This window comes from Streptosporangium sp. NBC_01755 (genome assembly GCF_035917995.1).
Classification (GTDB): Bacteria; Actinomycetota; Actinomycetes; order Streptosporangiales; family Streptosporangiaceae; genus Streptosporangium.
Window position 1 is genome coordinate 2,222,153 of sequence record NZ_CP109131.1, and the last position, 14,614, is coordinate 2,236,766.

The following is a 14,614-nucleotide window of genomic DNA, read 5'->3' on the forward strand; positions in this document are numbered from 1 at the left end:
CTCAGCTCGCGCCCGTCTCGCAGCCGTGTTCGCCCCTGAAGGCGTCCATGACTCGCGCGGCCACGCCCTCGACCTTGGTGATGCCCGCACTCATGCTCGGGCTGTCCTCGGTGAGGACCGCCACCGCGTAGTCATGCCCGTGCCCGCGGATCAGTCCTGCGCTGACGACCGCCCAGTGCCCGTTCGACGCGTGCCGCAGCCAGCCGTTCTTCAGCGCCACCTGGTCGCTCTCGCACGCCCCCGCGCTGATCCCCCACTTCTGGTCGGGAGTCACCCTCTCCATCAGCCCGAGCACCCGCCGGCGTTCCGCGGGGGCCAGCGGGCTCTTGCCCGTGGCCAACGCCTTGACCAACCGGACCTGGTCCTCGGCTGTGCTCTGCGTGGCGCCCCAGCAGCTCGGGTCCGCGCACCGCCCGCCGGGGGTGTGGGTACGCCTGAGGCCGAGCTTGCGGTTCGCACTGGTCATGCCCGGCTCCAGACCGATCCGCTCATACAGCCGGTCGGCGGCTCCGTCGTCGCCGAAGCGGATCATATGCCTCGCGTCGGACCTGGCCCGATCACCGAGCTCACGCCACCTCGTCTCGAGCAGCAGCGCCGTCAGGATGCTCACCTTGGAGGCGCTGGCCGTCGGTAGTCGCAGGGCGCGGTGGTAGTGGTAGTTCCTGCCCGTGGTCAGATCGCGCACCGAGGCGGTGGTCCGGCCGCCGCCGTACCTGCCGAGAAACCCGTCGAGGGTGTGCGTGAGCTTCCCGGAGACGATCCTCGGCGAGCCGGTGGACCCCGTCCGCCCCGGAGCCCTGAGCGCCGTGGTGCCGGGGAAGGTGGGCGCAGGAGCCGCTGCCAGGAACGGCCCCACAGGAGGGGGCACCGACGCCGGTGCCGCCTGCCGCCAGGGGGACGGTGTCGGGGAGGAGATGCTCACCGGCGTCAGGCCCTGGCACGTGCTGCAGGCGGTGGCCTGCGCGGTGACCAGCAGGACGGCGGCCGCGACCACCCGATGCCTGGCTCTCATCATCCACCCCAACCGTCTCCCCCATTACGTGACGATCGGGATATATCCCACAACAGGTACTAAGAAGACGATGAAGCCGAATCTAGCCAGAAACAGGACGTGCGCCTTGAAATGTCGCGCTGAACCCGCACCTACCCTTGGGAAACCTTGGTGATTAGCCGGGCGATGCTCTCGTCGTCGCAGGTCGCCCAGAACTCGCCGACGACGTCTTCGAGGTGCTTCAGCGACTCCGCTCGGAAGAGAACATCCTGATATTTCGTGATGTCGTAGTGCGTGGTGCCCATAGCGGCGACGTCCAGCGGCCGGATGTCCATGCCCCGGAACTCCTCGATCTCCCCGTAGGAGGACAGGATGCCCGCACCGTACGCCCGCAGCTCACCCTGGTCCGTCATGACGCCGAACTCCATCGTGAACCAGAAGACCTTTGAGATGAACTCCAGCGCCTCGGAGCCCTCGACCCTCCGCGCCGCCTGCCCGGCCAGCCGGTAGAGCCGCGAGTAGCGGTCGGAGGCCAGCGCGTTGGCGTGCCCGATCACCTCGTGGATCACGTCGGGCTCCGGCGTGTACAGCGGCGTGGAGTGGTGCCGGATGTACTGCGTGGAGTGGAATAGCCCATCCGCCAGAACACCGTAGAAATCTCTGAGCGGCACCAGCCCGGCGGCCGGCACATAGCGGAATCCGGTCAGTGGCTCCAGCAGATCGCTGACCTCCTGGAGCTGCGGGATGCGCTCGGCGGGCAGTCCAAGCCGCTCGGTCGCGGCCAGATACTCGACGGTGGCGTATTTGTGGTGCTTCAGGCTGAGTTCCCGGCTGACCAGCGCCCACACCTCGTGCTCCTGTGCGGTGTACTCGGCCGTCGGGATCGGCGTACCAGGCACGTACCCCACGGCGAGTGCCGCGATCGCGTTGCGGCGCGCACGGTAGACCGGATCGGCGAAACCCGGATGACCGGCACCGAGTTGGACCTCGATCGTGCCGTCGTCACGTGTCGCCACCGGTGCGAAGTACTGCGCTTCCTCGAACATATATGAAATGACAGCAATTTCTGGAAACATTGACAAGAGCGGCCAGCATTGCTGGGCGATCCGCACAGAAATGTATGATCATACCTCGCTTACGCTGGTCGAATCGCCCAGTCTGCTGACATCCTGATGAGATGTCTATCGACGAGTTGGACTGCCGTCTCCTGGTCACCATGCGCGCCCACCCGCGCATCGGCCTGACCGAGTTGGCCCGCCTGCTCGGCGTGGCCCGGGGCACCGTTCAGGCCCGCGTCGAGAAGCTGACCGCCCGCGGCGTCATCTCCGATTTCGGCCCCACCGTCGCCCCCGAGGGCGCCGGGTACCCGATCTTGGCATTCGTCTCGCTACAGATCGCCCAGGGCCGGCTGGAAGAGGCCGTACGGGCACTGGAGCCTCTTCCCGAGATCCTGGAGGTCTACGGCACCAGCGGTCAGGCCGACCTGCTCTGTCGCGTGGTCGCGCGCAGCACCCCCGACCTCCAGGAGATCATCGCTCGCATCCTGGCCTCCCCCGCGGTACAGCGGACCGACACCACGATCGCCCTCTCCATCCAGGTCCCCTACCGGATCGAGCCCCTGCTCCACGCCGCAGCCGACACCTGACCCATCGCCGGGCGACGGCACATCATCGACGGGCCCGCAGGCCCCCTGAGGCCGTCGAAGACGATGGCGAGCGTGCGACGCCGGAGGTCACACGATCCCAGCCCGCGTGGAGCGCCCCCGGCAGACACCGGTGAGCAGCGCCTCGGAGGAAAACCTCCCGGAAAACACGAAGGCCCCCACCACGAATGGTGAGGGCCCTCACATGAAAAATTGTCCGGCGGCGACCTACTCTCCCACACCGTCCCCGGTGCAGTACCATCGGCGCTGAAGAGCTTAACTTCCGGGTTCGGAATGTAACCGGGTGTTTCCCCTTCGCCATAACCGCCGTAACTCTATGAAACACACAAACCACTGTTTGCTGTTTCAGAATTGCCTAGTGGACGCGGGCAAGACCTTGATCTGGCGCTGCTCCGGACCCGGCGAAGGGACAGAGCGCTGCACAGATCAAGCATGTTGCTTTGTGGTCAAGTCCTCGGCCTATTAGTACTGGTCAGCTCCACACATTACTGCGCTTCCACTTCCAGCCTATCAACCCGGTCGTCTACCGGGAGCCTTACCCCCTCACAGGGTGGGAGACCTCATCTCAAGGCGAGCTTCCCGCTTAGATGCTTTCAGCGGTTATCCCTTCCGAACGTAGCCAACCAGCCGTGCTCCTGGCGGAACAACTGGCACACCAGAGGTTCGTCCGTCCCGGTCCTCTCGTACTAGGGACAGCTCCTTTCAAGTCTCCTGCGCGCGCAGCGGATAGGGACCGAACTGTCTCGCGACGTTCTAAACCCAGCTCGCGTGCCGCTTTAATGGGCGAACAGCCCAACCCTTGGGACCTACTCCAGCCCCAGGATGCGACGAGCCGACATCGAGGTGCCAAACCATCCCGTCGATATGGACTCTTGGGGAAGATCAGCCTGTTATCCCCGGGGTACCTTTTAGCCGTTGAGCGACGGCGCTTCCACATGCCACCGCCGGATCACTAGTCCCAGCTTTCGCTCCTGCTCGACCCGTCGGTCTCACAGTCAAGCTCCCTTGTGCACTTACACTCGACACCTGATTGCCAACCAGGCTGAGGGAACCTTTGGGCGCCTCCGTTACTCTTTAGGAGGCAACCGCCCCAGTTAAACTACCCACCAGACACTGTCCCTGATCCGGATCACGGACCGAAGTTAGACGTTCAAAACGACCAGAGTGGTATTTCACCAATGACTCCACCACCACTAGCGTGATAGCTTCACCGTCTCCCACCTATCCTACACAAGACGTTCCAAACGCCAATGTCAAGCTATAGTGAAGGTCCCGGGGTCTTTCCGTCCTGCTGCGCGTAACGAGCATCTTTACTCGTAGTGCAATTTCGCCGGGTCTGCGGTTGAGACAGCGGGGAAGTCGTTACGCCATTCGTGCAGGTCGGAACTTACCCGACAAGGAATTTCGCTACCTTAGGATGGTTATAGTTACCACCGCCGTTTACTGGCGCTTAAGTTCTCAGCTTCGCCACACACGTGCGACTAACCGGTCCCCTTAACGTTCCAGCACCGGGCAGGCGTCAGTCCGTATACATCGTCTTACGACTTCGCACGGACCTGTGTTTTTAGTAAACAGTCGCTTCCCCCTGGCCTCTGCGACCCCCACCAGCTCAGAGTGCAAGACTCATCACCAGCGAAGGCCCCCCTTCTCCCGAAGTTACGGGGGCAATTTGCCGAGTTCCTTAACCACAGTTCACCCGATCGCCTTAGTATTCTCTACCTGACCACCTGAGTCGGTTTAGGGTACGGGCCGCCACGACACTCACTAGAGGCTTTTCTCGGCAGCATAGGATCACCCACTTCGCCACAATCGGCTCGGCATCACATCTCAGGATACATGGACCGCGGATTTACCTACGATCCTCCCTACATGCTTACCCCAGGACTACCATCGCCTGGGCTGGGCTACCTTCCTGCGTCACCCCATCGCTTACCTACTACCAATTCAGGCCAGGCGTTCACCCTCACCCCAAACCCGAAGGCTCGGAGGGGTTAAGGACCCTTAGTATCACTGGATTCAGTATTGGCGCATCGTAGCGGGTACGGGAATATCAACCCGTTGTCCATCGACTACGCCTGTCGGCCTCGCCTTAGGTCCCGACTTACCCTGGGCGGATTAGCCTGCCCCAGGAACCCTTGGTCATCCGGCGCAGAAGTTTCTCACTTCTGATTCGCTACTCATGCCTGCATTCTCACTCGCACAGCCTCCACAGCTGGATCACTCCGCTGCTTCACCGGCCGCACGACGCTCCCCTACCCATCCACACACCTAAACCACAAAGGCTCGGATACATGTGTGAATGCCACGACTTCGGCGGTGTACTTGAGCCCCGCTACATTGTCGGCGCAGAATCACTTGACCAGTGAGCTATTACGCACTCTTTCAAGGATGGCTGCTTCTAAGCCAACCTCCTGGTTGTCACTGCGACTCCACATCCTTTCCCACTTAGCACACGCTTAGGGGCCTTAGTCGGTGGTCTGGGCTGTTTCCCTCTCGACTACGGAGCTTATCCCCCGCAGTCTCACTGCTGCGCTCTCACTTACCGGCATTCGGAGTTTGGCTGACGTCAGTAACCTTGTCGGGCCCATTAGCCATCCAGTGCTCTACCTCCGGCAAGAAACACGCAACGCTGCACCTAAATGCATTTCGGGGAGAACCAGCTATCACGGAGTTTGATTGGCCTTTCACCCCTAAACACAGGTCATCCCCCAGGTTTTCAACCCTGGTGGGTTCGGTCCTCCACGCGGTCTTACCCGCGCTTCAACCTGCCCATGCCTAGATCACTCCGCTTCGGGTCTACAGCATGCGACTCAAACGCCCTATTCAGACTCGCTTTCGCTACGGCTCCCCCACACGGGTTAACCTCGCCACACACCATAACTCGCAGGCTCATTCTTCAAAAGGCACGCAGTCACATCACAAACACTCCGAAGAATGTTTACGCTCCTACGGCTTGTAGGCACACGGTTTCAGGTACTATTTCACGACCCCTCACCGGGGCGCTTTTCACCTTTCCCTCACGGTACTTGTTCACTATCGGTCATCAGGGAGTATTTAGGCTTACCAGGTGGTCCTGGCAGATTCACACAGGATTTCTCGGGCCCCGTGCTACTTGGGATCCCCTCCAACAGTCCAACCGATTTCGCCTACCCGACTCTCACGGTCTACGGCGCCACTTCCCAGAAGCTTCGGCTATCGAAAGGATTTCTTACTGTCCGGAGGAACGGCAGCCCCTCCCAGAGGGTCCCACAACCCCGTAAACGCAACGCCTGCCGGCTATCACACGCCTACGGTTTAGCCTGATCCGCTTTCGCTCACCACTACTCACGGAATCACTATTTGTTTTCTCTTCCTACGGGTACTGAGATGTTTCACTTCCCCGCGTTACCACCAACCGCCCTATACATTCAGGCGGAGGCAACACCACATGACTGGTGCTAGGTTTCCCCATTCGGACATCCCCGGATCAAAGTCTGGTTGGCGACTCCCCGGGGCTTAACGCAGCCTCCCACGTCCTTCATCGGCTCCTGATGCCAAGGCATCCACCGTGTGCCCTAAAAAACTTGGCCACAAAGATGCTCGCGTCCACTATGCAAATCTCAAACAACAAACAGCGACCAGACCAGACCCGCCACCAACACCCACCGGGTCGCACCCACGGTGCGCCACGAACGAGCCGGTATGACAGATGATCGGTCCCGCATGAGGCCCAAACAGACAGCAAGCCCGCCGCAAGCGGGCCCACCTCAAAGTCCGTTTCCTCAGGACCCAACAGTGTGTTCACCCCAGCGAAACCCCGCAACCGCCGTTCCCACTCCCCGGCTCCGAAGAACCAAGGCGGTACTAACCGATCAGCGATCCCGCCGAACCGAATAGCCAGCGCTCCACTAATGAGCGCGCCGTGTGCAGAACGTACGCCTGCAGACACGACCTGAACCACGACCACCCGAAGACGACCGCAGCCGATGCTCCTTAGAAAGGAGGTGATCCAGCCGCACCTTCCGGTACGGCTACCTTGTTACGACTTCGTCCCAATCGCCAGCCCCACCTTCGACCGCTCCCCCCAGACAAGCTGGTTGGGCCACGGGCTTCGGGTGTTGCCGACTTTCGTGACGTGACGGGCGGTGTGTACAAGGCCCGGGAACGTATTCACCGCAGCGTTGCTGATCTGCGATTACTAGCGACTCCGACTTCATGGGGTCGAGTTGCAGACCCCAATCCGAACTGAGACCGGCTTTTAGGGATTCGCTCCACCTCACGGTATCGCAACCCTCTGTACCGGCCATTGTAGCATGTTTGCAGCCCAAGACATAAGGGGCATGATGACTTGACGTCATCCCCACCTTCCTCCGAGTTGACCCCGGCAGTCTCCAATGAGTCCCCACCACCCCCGAAGGAGCGTGCTGGCAACATTGAACAAGGGTTGCGCTCGTTGCGGGACTTAACCCAACATCTCACGACACGAGCTGACGACAGCCATGCACCACCTGTCACCCAGTCCGAAGAGGCACCCATCTCTGAGTGTTTCCGGGCGATGTCAAGCCTTGGTAAGGTTCTTCGCGTTGCGTCGAATTAAGCAACATGCTCCGCCGCTTGTGCGGGCCCCCGTCAATTCCTTTGAGTTTTAGCCTTGCGGCCGTACTCCCCAGGCGGGGCGCTTAATGCGTTAGCTACGGCGCGGAAACCGTGGAAGGTCCCCACACCTAGCGCCCAACGTTTACAGCGTGGACTACCAGGGTATCTAATCCTGTTCGCTCCCCACGCTTTCGCTCCTCAGCGTCAGGTAAGGCCCAGAGAACCGCCTTCGCCACCGGTGTTCCTCCTGATATCTGCGCATTTCACCGCTACACCAGGAATTCCGTTCTCCCCTACCTACCTCTAGCCAGCCCGTATCGAATGCAGACCTGGAGTTAAGCCCCAAGCTTTCACACCCGACGTGACAAGCCACCTACGAGCTCTTTACGCCCAATAATTCCGGACAACGCTTGCGCCCTACGTATTACCGCGGCTGCTGGCACGTAGTTAGCCGGCGCTTCTTCTGCAGGTACACGTCAACTTCGTCCCTGCTGAAAGAGGTTTACAACCCGAAGGCCGTCATCCCCCACGCGGCGTCGCTGCGTCAGGCTTTCGCCCATTGCGCAATATTCCCCACTGCTGCCTCCCGTAGGAGTCTGGGCCGTGTCTCAGTCCCAGTGTGGCCGGTCGCCCTCTCAGGCCGGCTACCCGTCGTCGCCTTGGTAGGCCGTTACCCCACCAACAAGCTGATAGGCCGCGAGTCCATCCCCAACCGAAAAACTTTCCACACCCACCCGATGCCGGGAGGTGTCGTATCCGGTATTAGACCCAGTTTCCCGGGCTTATCCCAGAGTCAGGGGCAGGTTACTCACGTGTTACTCACCCGTTCGCCGCTCGAGTACCCCGAAGGGCCTTTCCGCTCGACTTGCATGTGTTAAGCACGCCGCCAGCGTTCGTCCTGAGCCAGGATCAAACTCTCCAAACAATGTCTGAACAGTTGCTCCCGGCTGAAAGCACCCATCTCACATGATGGATGTTCAACCAAAGGAATCCGTCCTCCCACCCCAAAGGGCAGGTCGGACAGGGTTGTGCTTCATGCACTGGCTTTTAACACACTGTTGAGTTCTCAAGAAACGGACGCGTACACCGTCGTCCGCGGACCCGCCTTCGCGGTGTCCCAGACTTCAGGGCGTTCCATTCCGTGTCACCATCTTATCGGATCTGCCGGGCTTGTGTCAAATTGCCGGTTTTCCGACCATCGACCCCAACCCGCCGAATCCGCTAGGATTGCGACCACCCTGTTTCCAGGGCAACCCCTCTAACTTACTCCAACATCCGGCCAGCGTCCAATTCATGCAGACATGCCTGATTTATCAGGTTAGCGAGAGGGTTTTGCGAGGCACTCCGCTCACCCGGGAGGTTCTGGATCCGGGGGCTCGTTGCCCTGCGAGAAGAACACTACCAGGACTCTCACGTCACAGAGACAACTTGCCAACCATCCCCGGGGCTCGCGCGTCCCAAACAGTCATAGGAAGTCGAAGTGCGCAACCAGACATCAAGCCATTCGCAATCGACTCTGGATACGAAGTAGGCGCGAGGGTCAGGATCCTGACTCCGCCGTGGAGGTGAGCACCATGACCCGCTCGGAGTTCGACGACATCCGCGCGCACATCGACGCGGAGGCCAATCGCCCAGGTGATCTGCTGAGGGTTGCCCGGTCTCTGCTGAACGACCTTGAAGACGCACGCATGCGAGAGGCAACCCTCCGCGCCTACTACCTGCGTCTCCTCACCGCGGCTCGAGCGACGGTCTCCGCGAAGGCGGCCGGCTACCCGGAACCGCTGACCTTCCTCACCGACGAGCTCGCCAAGCGTGGCCAGCTCCCGACATCCGAGGACGAGGTGAACCGGATCCTGGCAGATGCCCACACCGCGGCCGCACTGCTGGCATACCTTGAGGAGAATCCTCTCGGAGCGACCCCGATGAACACCGGTGGGGCTCGCGCGCGGAGGTGTGCCGGCACGAGCCGTAGCATCCCCCGGTGAGGCCTTCCGCGTCATTGACCTGGTCTTGAACCAAGATCTGTAAGACTCCAGGCATGTTGCAGCGAGGGCTGAATTGGGCTGCGGCGACCCTCGTGGGCGTCTTCGGCTTTGTCTGGACCGGTGTAGTGATGTTCGCGGCCGTCGAGAGCTCTGCGTGGACGTGGATCGGGCAGGTCTCCTTCGGGGCCTTCCTCACCTGCTGGGCTCTCTACAAGGCAAGCCTGCTGATTCGCCGGGTCAACCCTGGCTTCGTCCCGCGGCATCGCCGGGAGAGGCTCAGAGCCTGAGAGCCGGATGAGCCACAGCCCCGCCCGAAAGGAGCGGGGCTCGTCGCCCGACTACCGACAGGGCACATCCGGATCGAGCTCGGATGCTCTCCAGCGATCGTGGAGGCACCGGGCAGGCCCCAACCGGTTGGATAACACGAGAGGCCCTGATCTCCAGGAGATCAGGGCCTTTCCTTTGTAGCGGGGACAGGATTTGAACCTGCGACCTCTGGGTTATGAGCCCAGCGAGCTACCGAGCTGCTCCACCCCGCGTCGGTATGATGGAACACTATCCGGTATTCCCCTCCGACTGCAAATCGGCGCGGGAGCACAGGTTGACGTACCCGTGCCGCACCACTCACGGATGGCCCTGCCACGGTGCGATCATCCAGGTCAGCGTGGCCATGATGATGTCGGCGCGCCCAGGACCGGAGGCATCGACAGACCTCACCCGCCGCCCCCGCGGGCCACCCCGCGCGTGAGCCGGGTCGTCAGAGCATGAGGGGTGAACGCTTCACGCCGCTGTGGACCGCCTCGCGGGGGTTGCGCAGCCGGCCTCCCGGTACCCGGTTCAACGGAACCGGGGGAAACACAGAAGGCCCCGGTCGCCGTTTCCGGCGACCGGGGCCTTTCCTTTGTAGCGGGGACAGGATTTGAACCTGCGACCTCTGGGTTATGAGCCCAGCGAGCTACCGAGCTGCTCCACCCCGCGTCGGTGTATGTAAGAACCATACCCGGCTTTGGAGGCGGACGCGAATCGAGTAGCGCTGGGCCCCTGTGTCGTCTCCTAGGAACTTGGTGAGGGCGACGGTGTCGCCGACGGAACCGGTGTGCCGGACGGTGTCGCCGAGGGTGCCGGGCTGGGGGTGACGCCCGTTGTCTCGGCGGTGGCCTTCAGCTTGCCCAGCGCCGTCTCAAGCTCCTTCTGGGCGGTGCCGTACTCGGTCCAGTTCGGCGGGGTCGCCTGGAGCGCCTTCTGCGCCTTGTCGTACGCCTTCTGCACCTCGTCGATCGACTTGGCCAGCTCGGTGGCGGGCTTGGCCTCCTCAGGCTTTGCCGCACCGGACGTGTTCTCGCCCTGCGGAGCGCTCTGGGTGCCGCCGAAGACCTGCTCCAGCGCGCCCTTGAGCGTGTCGGCCGAACCGACCTTGCTGCCGTAGGCCACCAGGACCCGGCGGAGGATCGGGTACGGCTCCTGGCCGGAGGCGGCCGCGATCTCCACGTAGACCGGTTCAACGTAGACCAGGCCGTCGGCGAACGGCAGGGTCAGCAGATTGCCGTAACGGACCTTCGCCTGGCCGAGTCCGAGCAGGTTGAGCTCGCCGGAGAACTTGTTCTGGAAGTTGTTCTGCACCTGGCCGGGCCCGGGAATCGTGGTATTGGACGGCATGCGCAGGATGCGCAGCTTCCCGTAGTCCGGTCCGGGGTTGGCGTCCACGGCCATGAACGCCGCCAGGTTGGGCCCCTGGCGCGGCACAAACGTGGTCGTCAGCGAGAACGAGGGCGCCGAGGTCTTCGGCATCTTGACCGACAGGTAGTACGGCGGCTGCTTGGTGTCGCGGTCGCCGGACGACGGGTCGTTCGGGACGTTCCAGAAGTCCTGGCCGCTGTAGAAGGCGTTCGGGTCGGAGATGTGGTACTGGGAGAGCACATCACGCTGGACCTTGAACAGCGCCTCCGGGTAGCGCAGGTGCTGCTTGAGCTCGGGCGCCATCTCCGTTTGCGGCTTGATGATGCCGGGGAAGGCCTTGCGCCAGGTCTGCAGGATGGGGTCCTTCTCGTCCCACGCGTACAGGCTGACGGTGCCGTCGTAGGCGTCGACCACGGCCTTCACCGAGTTGCGCATGTAGTTGATCTGGTCACGCGGCTGCGGCACCACCAGGCGCGGGTCGGTGACGGTGTCCCGCGTCATCGCCTCCAGGCTCTTGCTCTGGGAGTACGGGTAGGCGTTGGACGTGGTGTAGGCGTCGGCGATCCAGACCACCCTGCCGTTGACGATAGCGGGGTAGGGGTTGTCGTCCAGGCTCAGGAACGGCGCCACCTTGGCGATGCGCTCCTGCGGGTTGCGCGCGTAAAGAATCTTGGAGTTCGCGTTGATGTCACCGGAGAGCAGCAGGTTGATCTCGCCGTACTTGGCGGCGTAGAGCATCCTGTTGATGAACGAGCCGACAGGGACCCCGCCCTTGCCGTCGTAGGTGGTGTTCTTCTGGCCGGTGCCGCCGCTCTCGGGGTAGTCGAGCTCCTGCTGCTTCTCCCCGCTGCCGCCGACGACGACGTACTGGGTCGAAGCGGGCGCCTCACCGAAGTAGATCCGCGATTCCTTGAGCTTCGTCCGCTCCGCCAGGGAGCCGGTGACCGGCATGTCCTTGGCGTCGAAGTTGGGCAGGCCCTCGGAGTCGACCTCGTTACCGGGCGCGGCCACGAAACCGTTGCCGTGGGTGTAGACGAGGTGCCGGTTGATCCAGTTGTTCTGCTCCGTCGGCGGCCCGGTGAGCTCTCGCACGGCGACGATGGTGTCACGGATCGTGCCGTCCGCGTCGGGGTAGCGGTCGACGTCGAGCGGCTCATGGAAGTCGTAGTAGCCGCGGATCCGCTGCTTCTGCTGGTAGGTCTTGGCGACCAGGCTCGGGTCGAGCAGGCGCACGCCGGAGATGGAGCTGTCCGCGGTGACGTTGACCTTGCTCGGGTCACCCTGAGCCGTGTAGTCGATCACCTCGGCTTTGTCTACGCCGTAGGCTTTTCGTGTCGCGTCGATGTTGCGCTTGATGTACTCCTGCTCCTTGCCCTGCTGGTTCGGCTTGACCTGGAACTGCTCGACCAGGGCCGGGTAGACCCCGCCGATCAGGATGGCCGAGAGCACCAGAAGACCGAAGCCGACGCCGGGCAGCATGCCGCCGGACCGCACGATCCCCGCGAAGAACAGGACGGCGCAGATCAGGGCGATGATCGCCAGGATGGTCTTGGCGGGAAGCACCGCGTTGACATCGGTGTAGGAGGCACCGTGCCGGAAGCCCCGGTCGGAGAAGACCAGCCCGTACCTGTCGACCCAGTAGGCGATCGCCTTCAGCAGCACGAAGATGCCGAGCAGCAGTGACAGATGCACCCTGGCGCCGCGAGAGGCGTGCACGCCGGGCGACTGGAGCCGGAACCCGCCGTACAGGTAGTGCACGATCACCGACAGCAGTGCGGACAGCACCACCGCGATGAACAGGAAGTTCAGCATCATCCGGATGAACGGATAGGAGAACATGAAGAACGAGAGATCCATCTTGAACAGCGCGTCGGTCTCGCCGAACGGCGTCGCGTTGACGAACTCCAGCCAGGTCTTCCACTGACCGGAGAGGGATGATCCCGCGAACAGACCGAGCACCGCCGCGCCGATCAGGAAGATCAGCTTGCGGTGCGGGTCGAGGGCCATCCGATACCGGTCGGCGCCGCTGGCACCACCGAACATCCCGGGGCCGAACATCGGCCGCATGCGGTACGCCATCAGCATGTTGCCGCCGACGATGCCGACCATCAGCAACGCACCGACGATGAACAGGAGGATCTGCGTAACGATCACACCGGAGAAGACGGCGGTGTAGTCGACCGAGTCGTACCAGAGGTAATCGGTAAAAATACCGGCAAATAGGAAGAATAACGCGACTATCACGACCAAAGTGATCGCGACGGGAAGTAGCAGTCGTGGCCGGCGGGGCAAGCGCATTGCCCTACCGGCTCCGGGGGTCCGGAAGCTCAAGGCCAACCCCTTGTCGTAAGAGCACGGTCCGTGTCTGGAAACCTACACCGGCGGGAGTTGGGGCGTGCTTAGCCTTTCGGGCACGGTCCGGCCACAACGTCCACTGGTATCGGGTCCACCGGTAGCAACGCATGAGGGTCCTGATGAGTGCCCCGTGACGAGATCCAGGGCCGAAAATCCAACTTTCTTTGCAAATCGGACATCACGCCCCACCTTGCCATCGAGCTCGCGGAGCCACTCCTCCGGCACGGGCGTGTCCACCGTGCGCCCTGGCGCAGCGCCTACCTCCGGCCCGGTTCCGGCGTCAGCCGGTCGAGCAGCTCGGCACGGAACCCGAGCCGGTACGGATCGCGTCGATCGCCTGAACGGCCTCGCGCAGTGTCGCGACCTTGACCAGCCGGAGTCCGTCCGGGATTGCCCTGGCCGCCTCGGCGCAGTTGTCGGCCGGGGTCAGGAAGACCGTCGCACCTGACCTCCTGGCGCCGACCATCTTCTGCTGGATGCCGCCGATCGGGCCGACATCACCCTCCGCGGTGATCGTCCCGGTCCCCGCGACGGACCTGCCGCCGGTCAACGCCCCCGGGGTGAGCTTGTCGACGATGCCCAGGGAGAACATCATCCCCGCGCTCGGCCCGCCGACGTCACCAACATTGATCTTGACCTCGAAGGGGAACTTGTACCCGACCCGCATGGTGATGCCCACAATGGGCGTTCCATCCTTACCGGCGACGGTCGGGACGGCGACGGTCAGGCTCTGGGCGCCCCTGTTGATGACGAAACTGACCTCTTCTCCCAGTTTGTGCTTGCGGACAGCGGAGGCGACGGTCTCACGATCGGCCACGGGCGTGCCGTCCACCGACACGATCTCGTCCCCGACCTTGAACTTCCCATCGGCCGGCAGGCCCTTCTCCGTGGAGCCCACGGTCACGATCGAGTTGTAGGGAATCTTCAACTCGGTCAGCGCCGCCGCGGTCGCGTCGTCCTGGGAGTTCGTCATCTCCTGGGTGTTCTGTTCCTCGACCTCCTTCGCGGTGGTCGCCGGAGGGAAGATCGTCTCCTCGGGCACGACCGCGATGGTGGGATCGATCCATCCCCTGAGCGCGCTGAACAGATCGATCCTGGTGCCGGGGCCGCCCTGGTACGCGACGGTGACGAGACTGAGCTTGCCGTCGGTCGGATACGTCTGGTGTCCCTCGACGCTGATCACCGGTTTGCCGTCGACGTCACCGATGGTGTTCTCGGTCGGCCCAGGGCTCAGCACGACGTACGGCACCGGCAGCACGGCGCCGACCAGCGCGAGCATGAGCGTGAGGAAGCCCGCCACCATCAAGGTCAGGGCTCGTCGGGACATGGACAAAGCCTATGCCGTACGACAGGTCATGAAACCGCACC

At 62.7% G+C, this 14,614-nt stretch carries 7 protein-coding genes, 2 tRNA genes and 3 rRNA genes; 3 read left to right on the forward strand and 9 right to left on the reverse strand.

Annotated elements, in window-relative coordinates; translation table 11 throughout:
- Position 1: 1 nt before the first annotated feature.
- Together OG884_RS10090 and OG884_RS10095 are read right to left on the reverse strand one after the other, a co-directional pair.
- The gene (locus OG884_RS10090; protein WP_326644389.1) at positions 2–1,015 is read right to left on the reverse strand and encodes a serine hydrolase; all 1,014 of its coding nucleotides are present in this window, start codon (positions 1,013–1,015) and stop codon (positions 2–4) included.
- Between the two features lie 128 nt (positions 1,016–1,143).
- A complete protein-coding gene (locus OG884_RS10095; protein WP_326644391.1) occupies positions 1,144–2,037 on the reverse strand; it encodes a phenylalanine 4-monooxygenase in 894 nt (297 codons plus the stop codon).
- A 131-nt stretch (positions 2,038–2,168) separates the two neighbouring features.
- Between OG884_RS10095 and OG884_RS10100 the strand changes: the two genes are divergently transcribed.
- Positions 2,169–2,636 (forward strand): Lrp/AsnC family transcriptional regulator, encoded by a 468-nt coding sequence (locus tag OG884_RS10100; protein WP_326644393.1) that lies wholly within the window; start codon positions 2,169–2,171, stop codon positions 2,634–2,636.
- A gap of 212 nt (positions 2,637–2,848) precedes the next feature.
- On the opposite strand, the gene rrf is transcribed toward OG884_RS10100, so the two are convergent.
- The 3 genes from rrf to OG884_RS10115 form a co-directional block, all read right to left on the reverse strand.
- Positions 2,849–2,965: ribosomal RNA gene (gene rrf / locus OG884_RS10105) — 5S ribosomal RNA — on the reverse strand.
- A gap of 131 nt (positions 2,966–3,096) precedes the next feature.
- Positions 3,097–6,223 (reverse strand): 23S ribosomal RNA (locus OG884_RS10110).
- 407 nt (positions 6,224–6,630) lie between these two features.
- Positions 6,631–8,154, reverse strand: a 16S ribosomal RNA gene (locus OG884_RS10115).
- The 16S, 23S and 5S rRNA genes sit together here, the layout of an rRNA operon.
- Before the next feature lie 649 nt (positions 8,155–8,803).
- Here OG884_RS10115 and OG884_RS10120 point away from each other — a divergent pair.
- Together OG884_RS10120 and OG884_RS10125 are read left to right on the forward strand one after the other, a co-directional pair.
- On the forward strand, positions 8,804–9,214 hold the full coding sequence (locus OG884_RS10120) for a hypothetical protein (protein ID WP_326644395.1): 411 nt from the start codon (positions 8,804–8,806) through the stop codon (positions 9,212–9,214).
- A gap of 53 nt (positions 9,215–9,267) precedes the next feature.
- On the forward strand, positions 9,268–9,501 hold the full coding sequence (locus OG884_RS10125) for a hypothetical protein (protein ID WP_326644397.1): 234 nt from the start codon (positions 9,268–9,270) through the stop codon (positions 9,499–9,501).
- Between the two features lie 178 nt (positions 9,502–9,679).
- Here OG884_RS10125 and OG884_RS10130 read toward each other — a convergent pair.
- From OG884_RS10130 to OG884_RS10145, 4 genes are all read right to left on the reverse strand, one after another.
- A tRNA-Met gene (locus tag OG884_RS10130) sits at positions 9,680–9,753 on the reverse strand.
- A 365-nt stretch (positions 9,754–10,118) separates the two neighbouring features.
- Positions 10,119–10,192: transfer RNA gene (locus OG884_RS10135), tRNA-Met, on the reverse strand.
- Positions 10,193–10,267: 75 nt separating this feature from the next.
- Positions 10,268–13,189 (reverse strand): UPF0182 family membrane protein, encoded by a 2,922-nt coding sequence (locus tag OG884_RS10140; protein ID WP_326644398.1) that lies wholly within the window; start codon positions 13,187–13,189, stop codon positions 10,268–10,270.
- 337 nt (positions 13,190–13,526) lie between these two features.
- Entirely contained in the window at positions 13,527–14,573 is a 1,047-nt protein-coding gene (locus OG884_RS10145; protein WP_326644400.1) for a YlbL family protein, read from the reverse strand.
- Positions 14,574–14,614 lie beyond the last annotated feature (41 nt).

Excerpts from the sequence above, each read along its gene's own strand:
- OG884_RS10090 (WP_326644389.1), bottom strand. The coding sequence starts at position 1,015 with ATGATGAGAGCCAGGCATCGGGTGGTCGCGGCCGCCGTCCTGCTGGTC.
- OG884_RS10095 (WP_326644391.1), bottom strand. The coding sequence starts at position 2,037 with ATGTTCGAGGAAGCGCAGTACTTCGCACCGGTGGCGACACGTGACGAC.
- OG884_RS10100 (WP_326644393.1), top strand. The coding sequence starts at position 2,169 with ATGTCTATCGACGAGTTGGACTGCCGTCTCCTGGTCACCATGCGCGCC.
- OG884_RS10120 (WP_326644395.1), top strand. The coding sequence starts at position 8,804 with ATGACCCGCTCGGAGTTCGACGACATCCGCGCGCACATCGACGCGGAG.
- OG884_RS10125 (WP_326644397.1), top strand. The coding sequence starts at position 9,268 with ATGTTGCAGCGAGGGCTGAATTGGGCTGCGGCGACCCTCGTGGGCGTC.
- OG884_RS10140 (WP_326644398.1), bottom strand. The coding sequence starts at position 13,189 with ATGCGCTTGCCCCGCCGGCCACGACTGCTACTTCCCGTCGCGATCACT.
- OG884_RS10145 (WP_326644400.1), bottom strand. The coding sequence starts at position 14,573 with ATGTCCCGACGAGCCCTGACCTTGATGGTGGCGGGCTTCCTCACGCTC.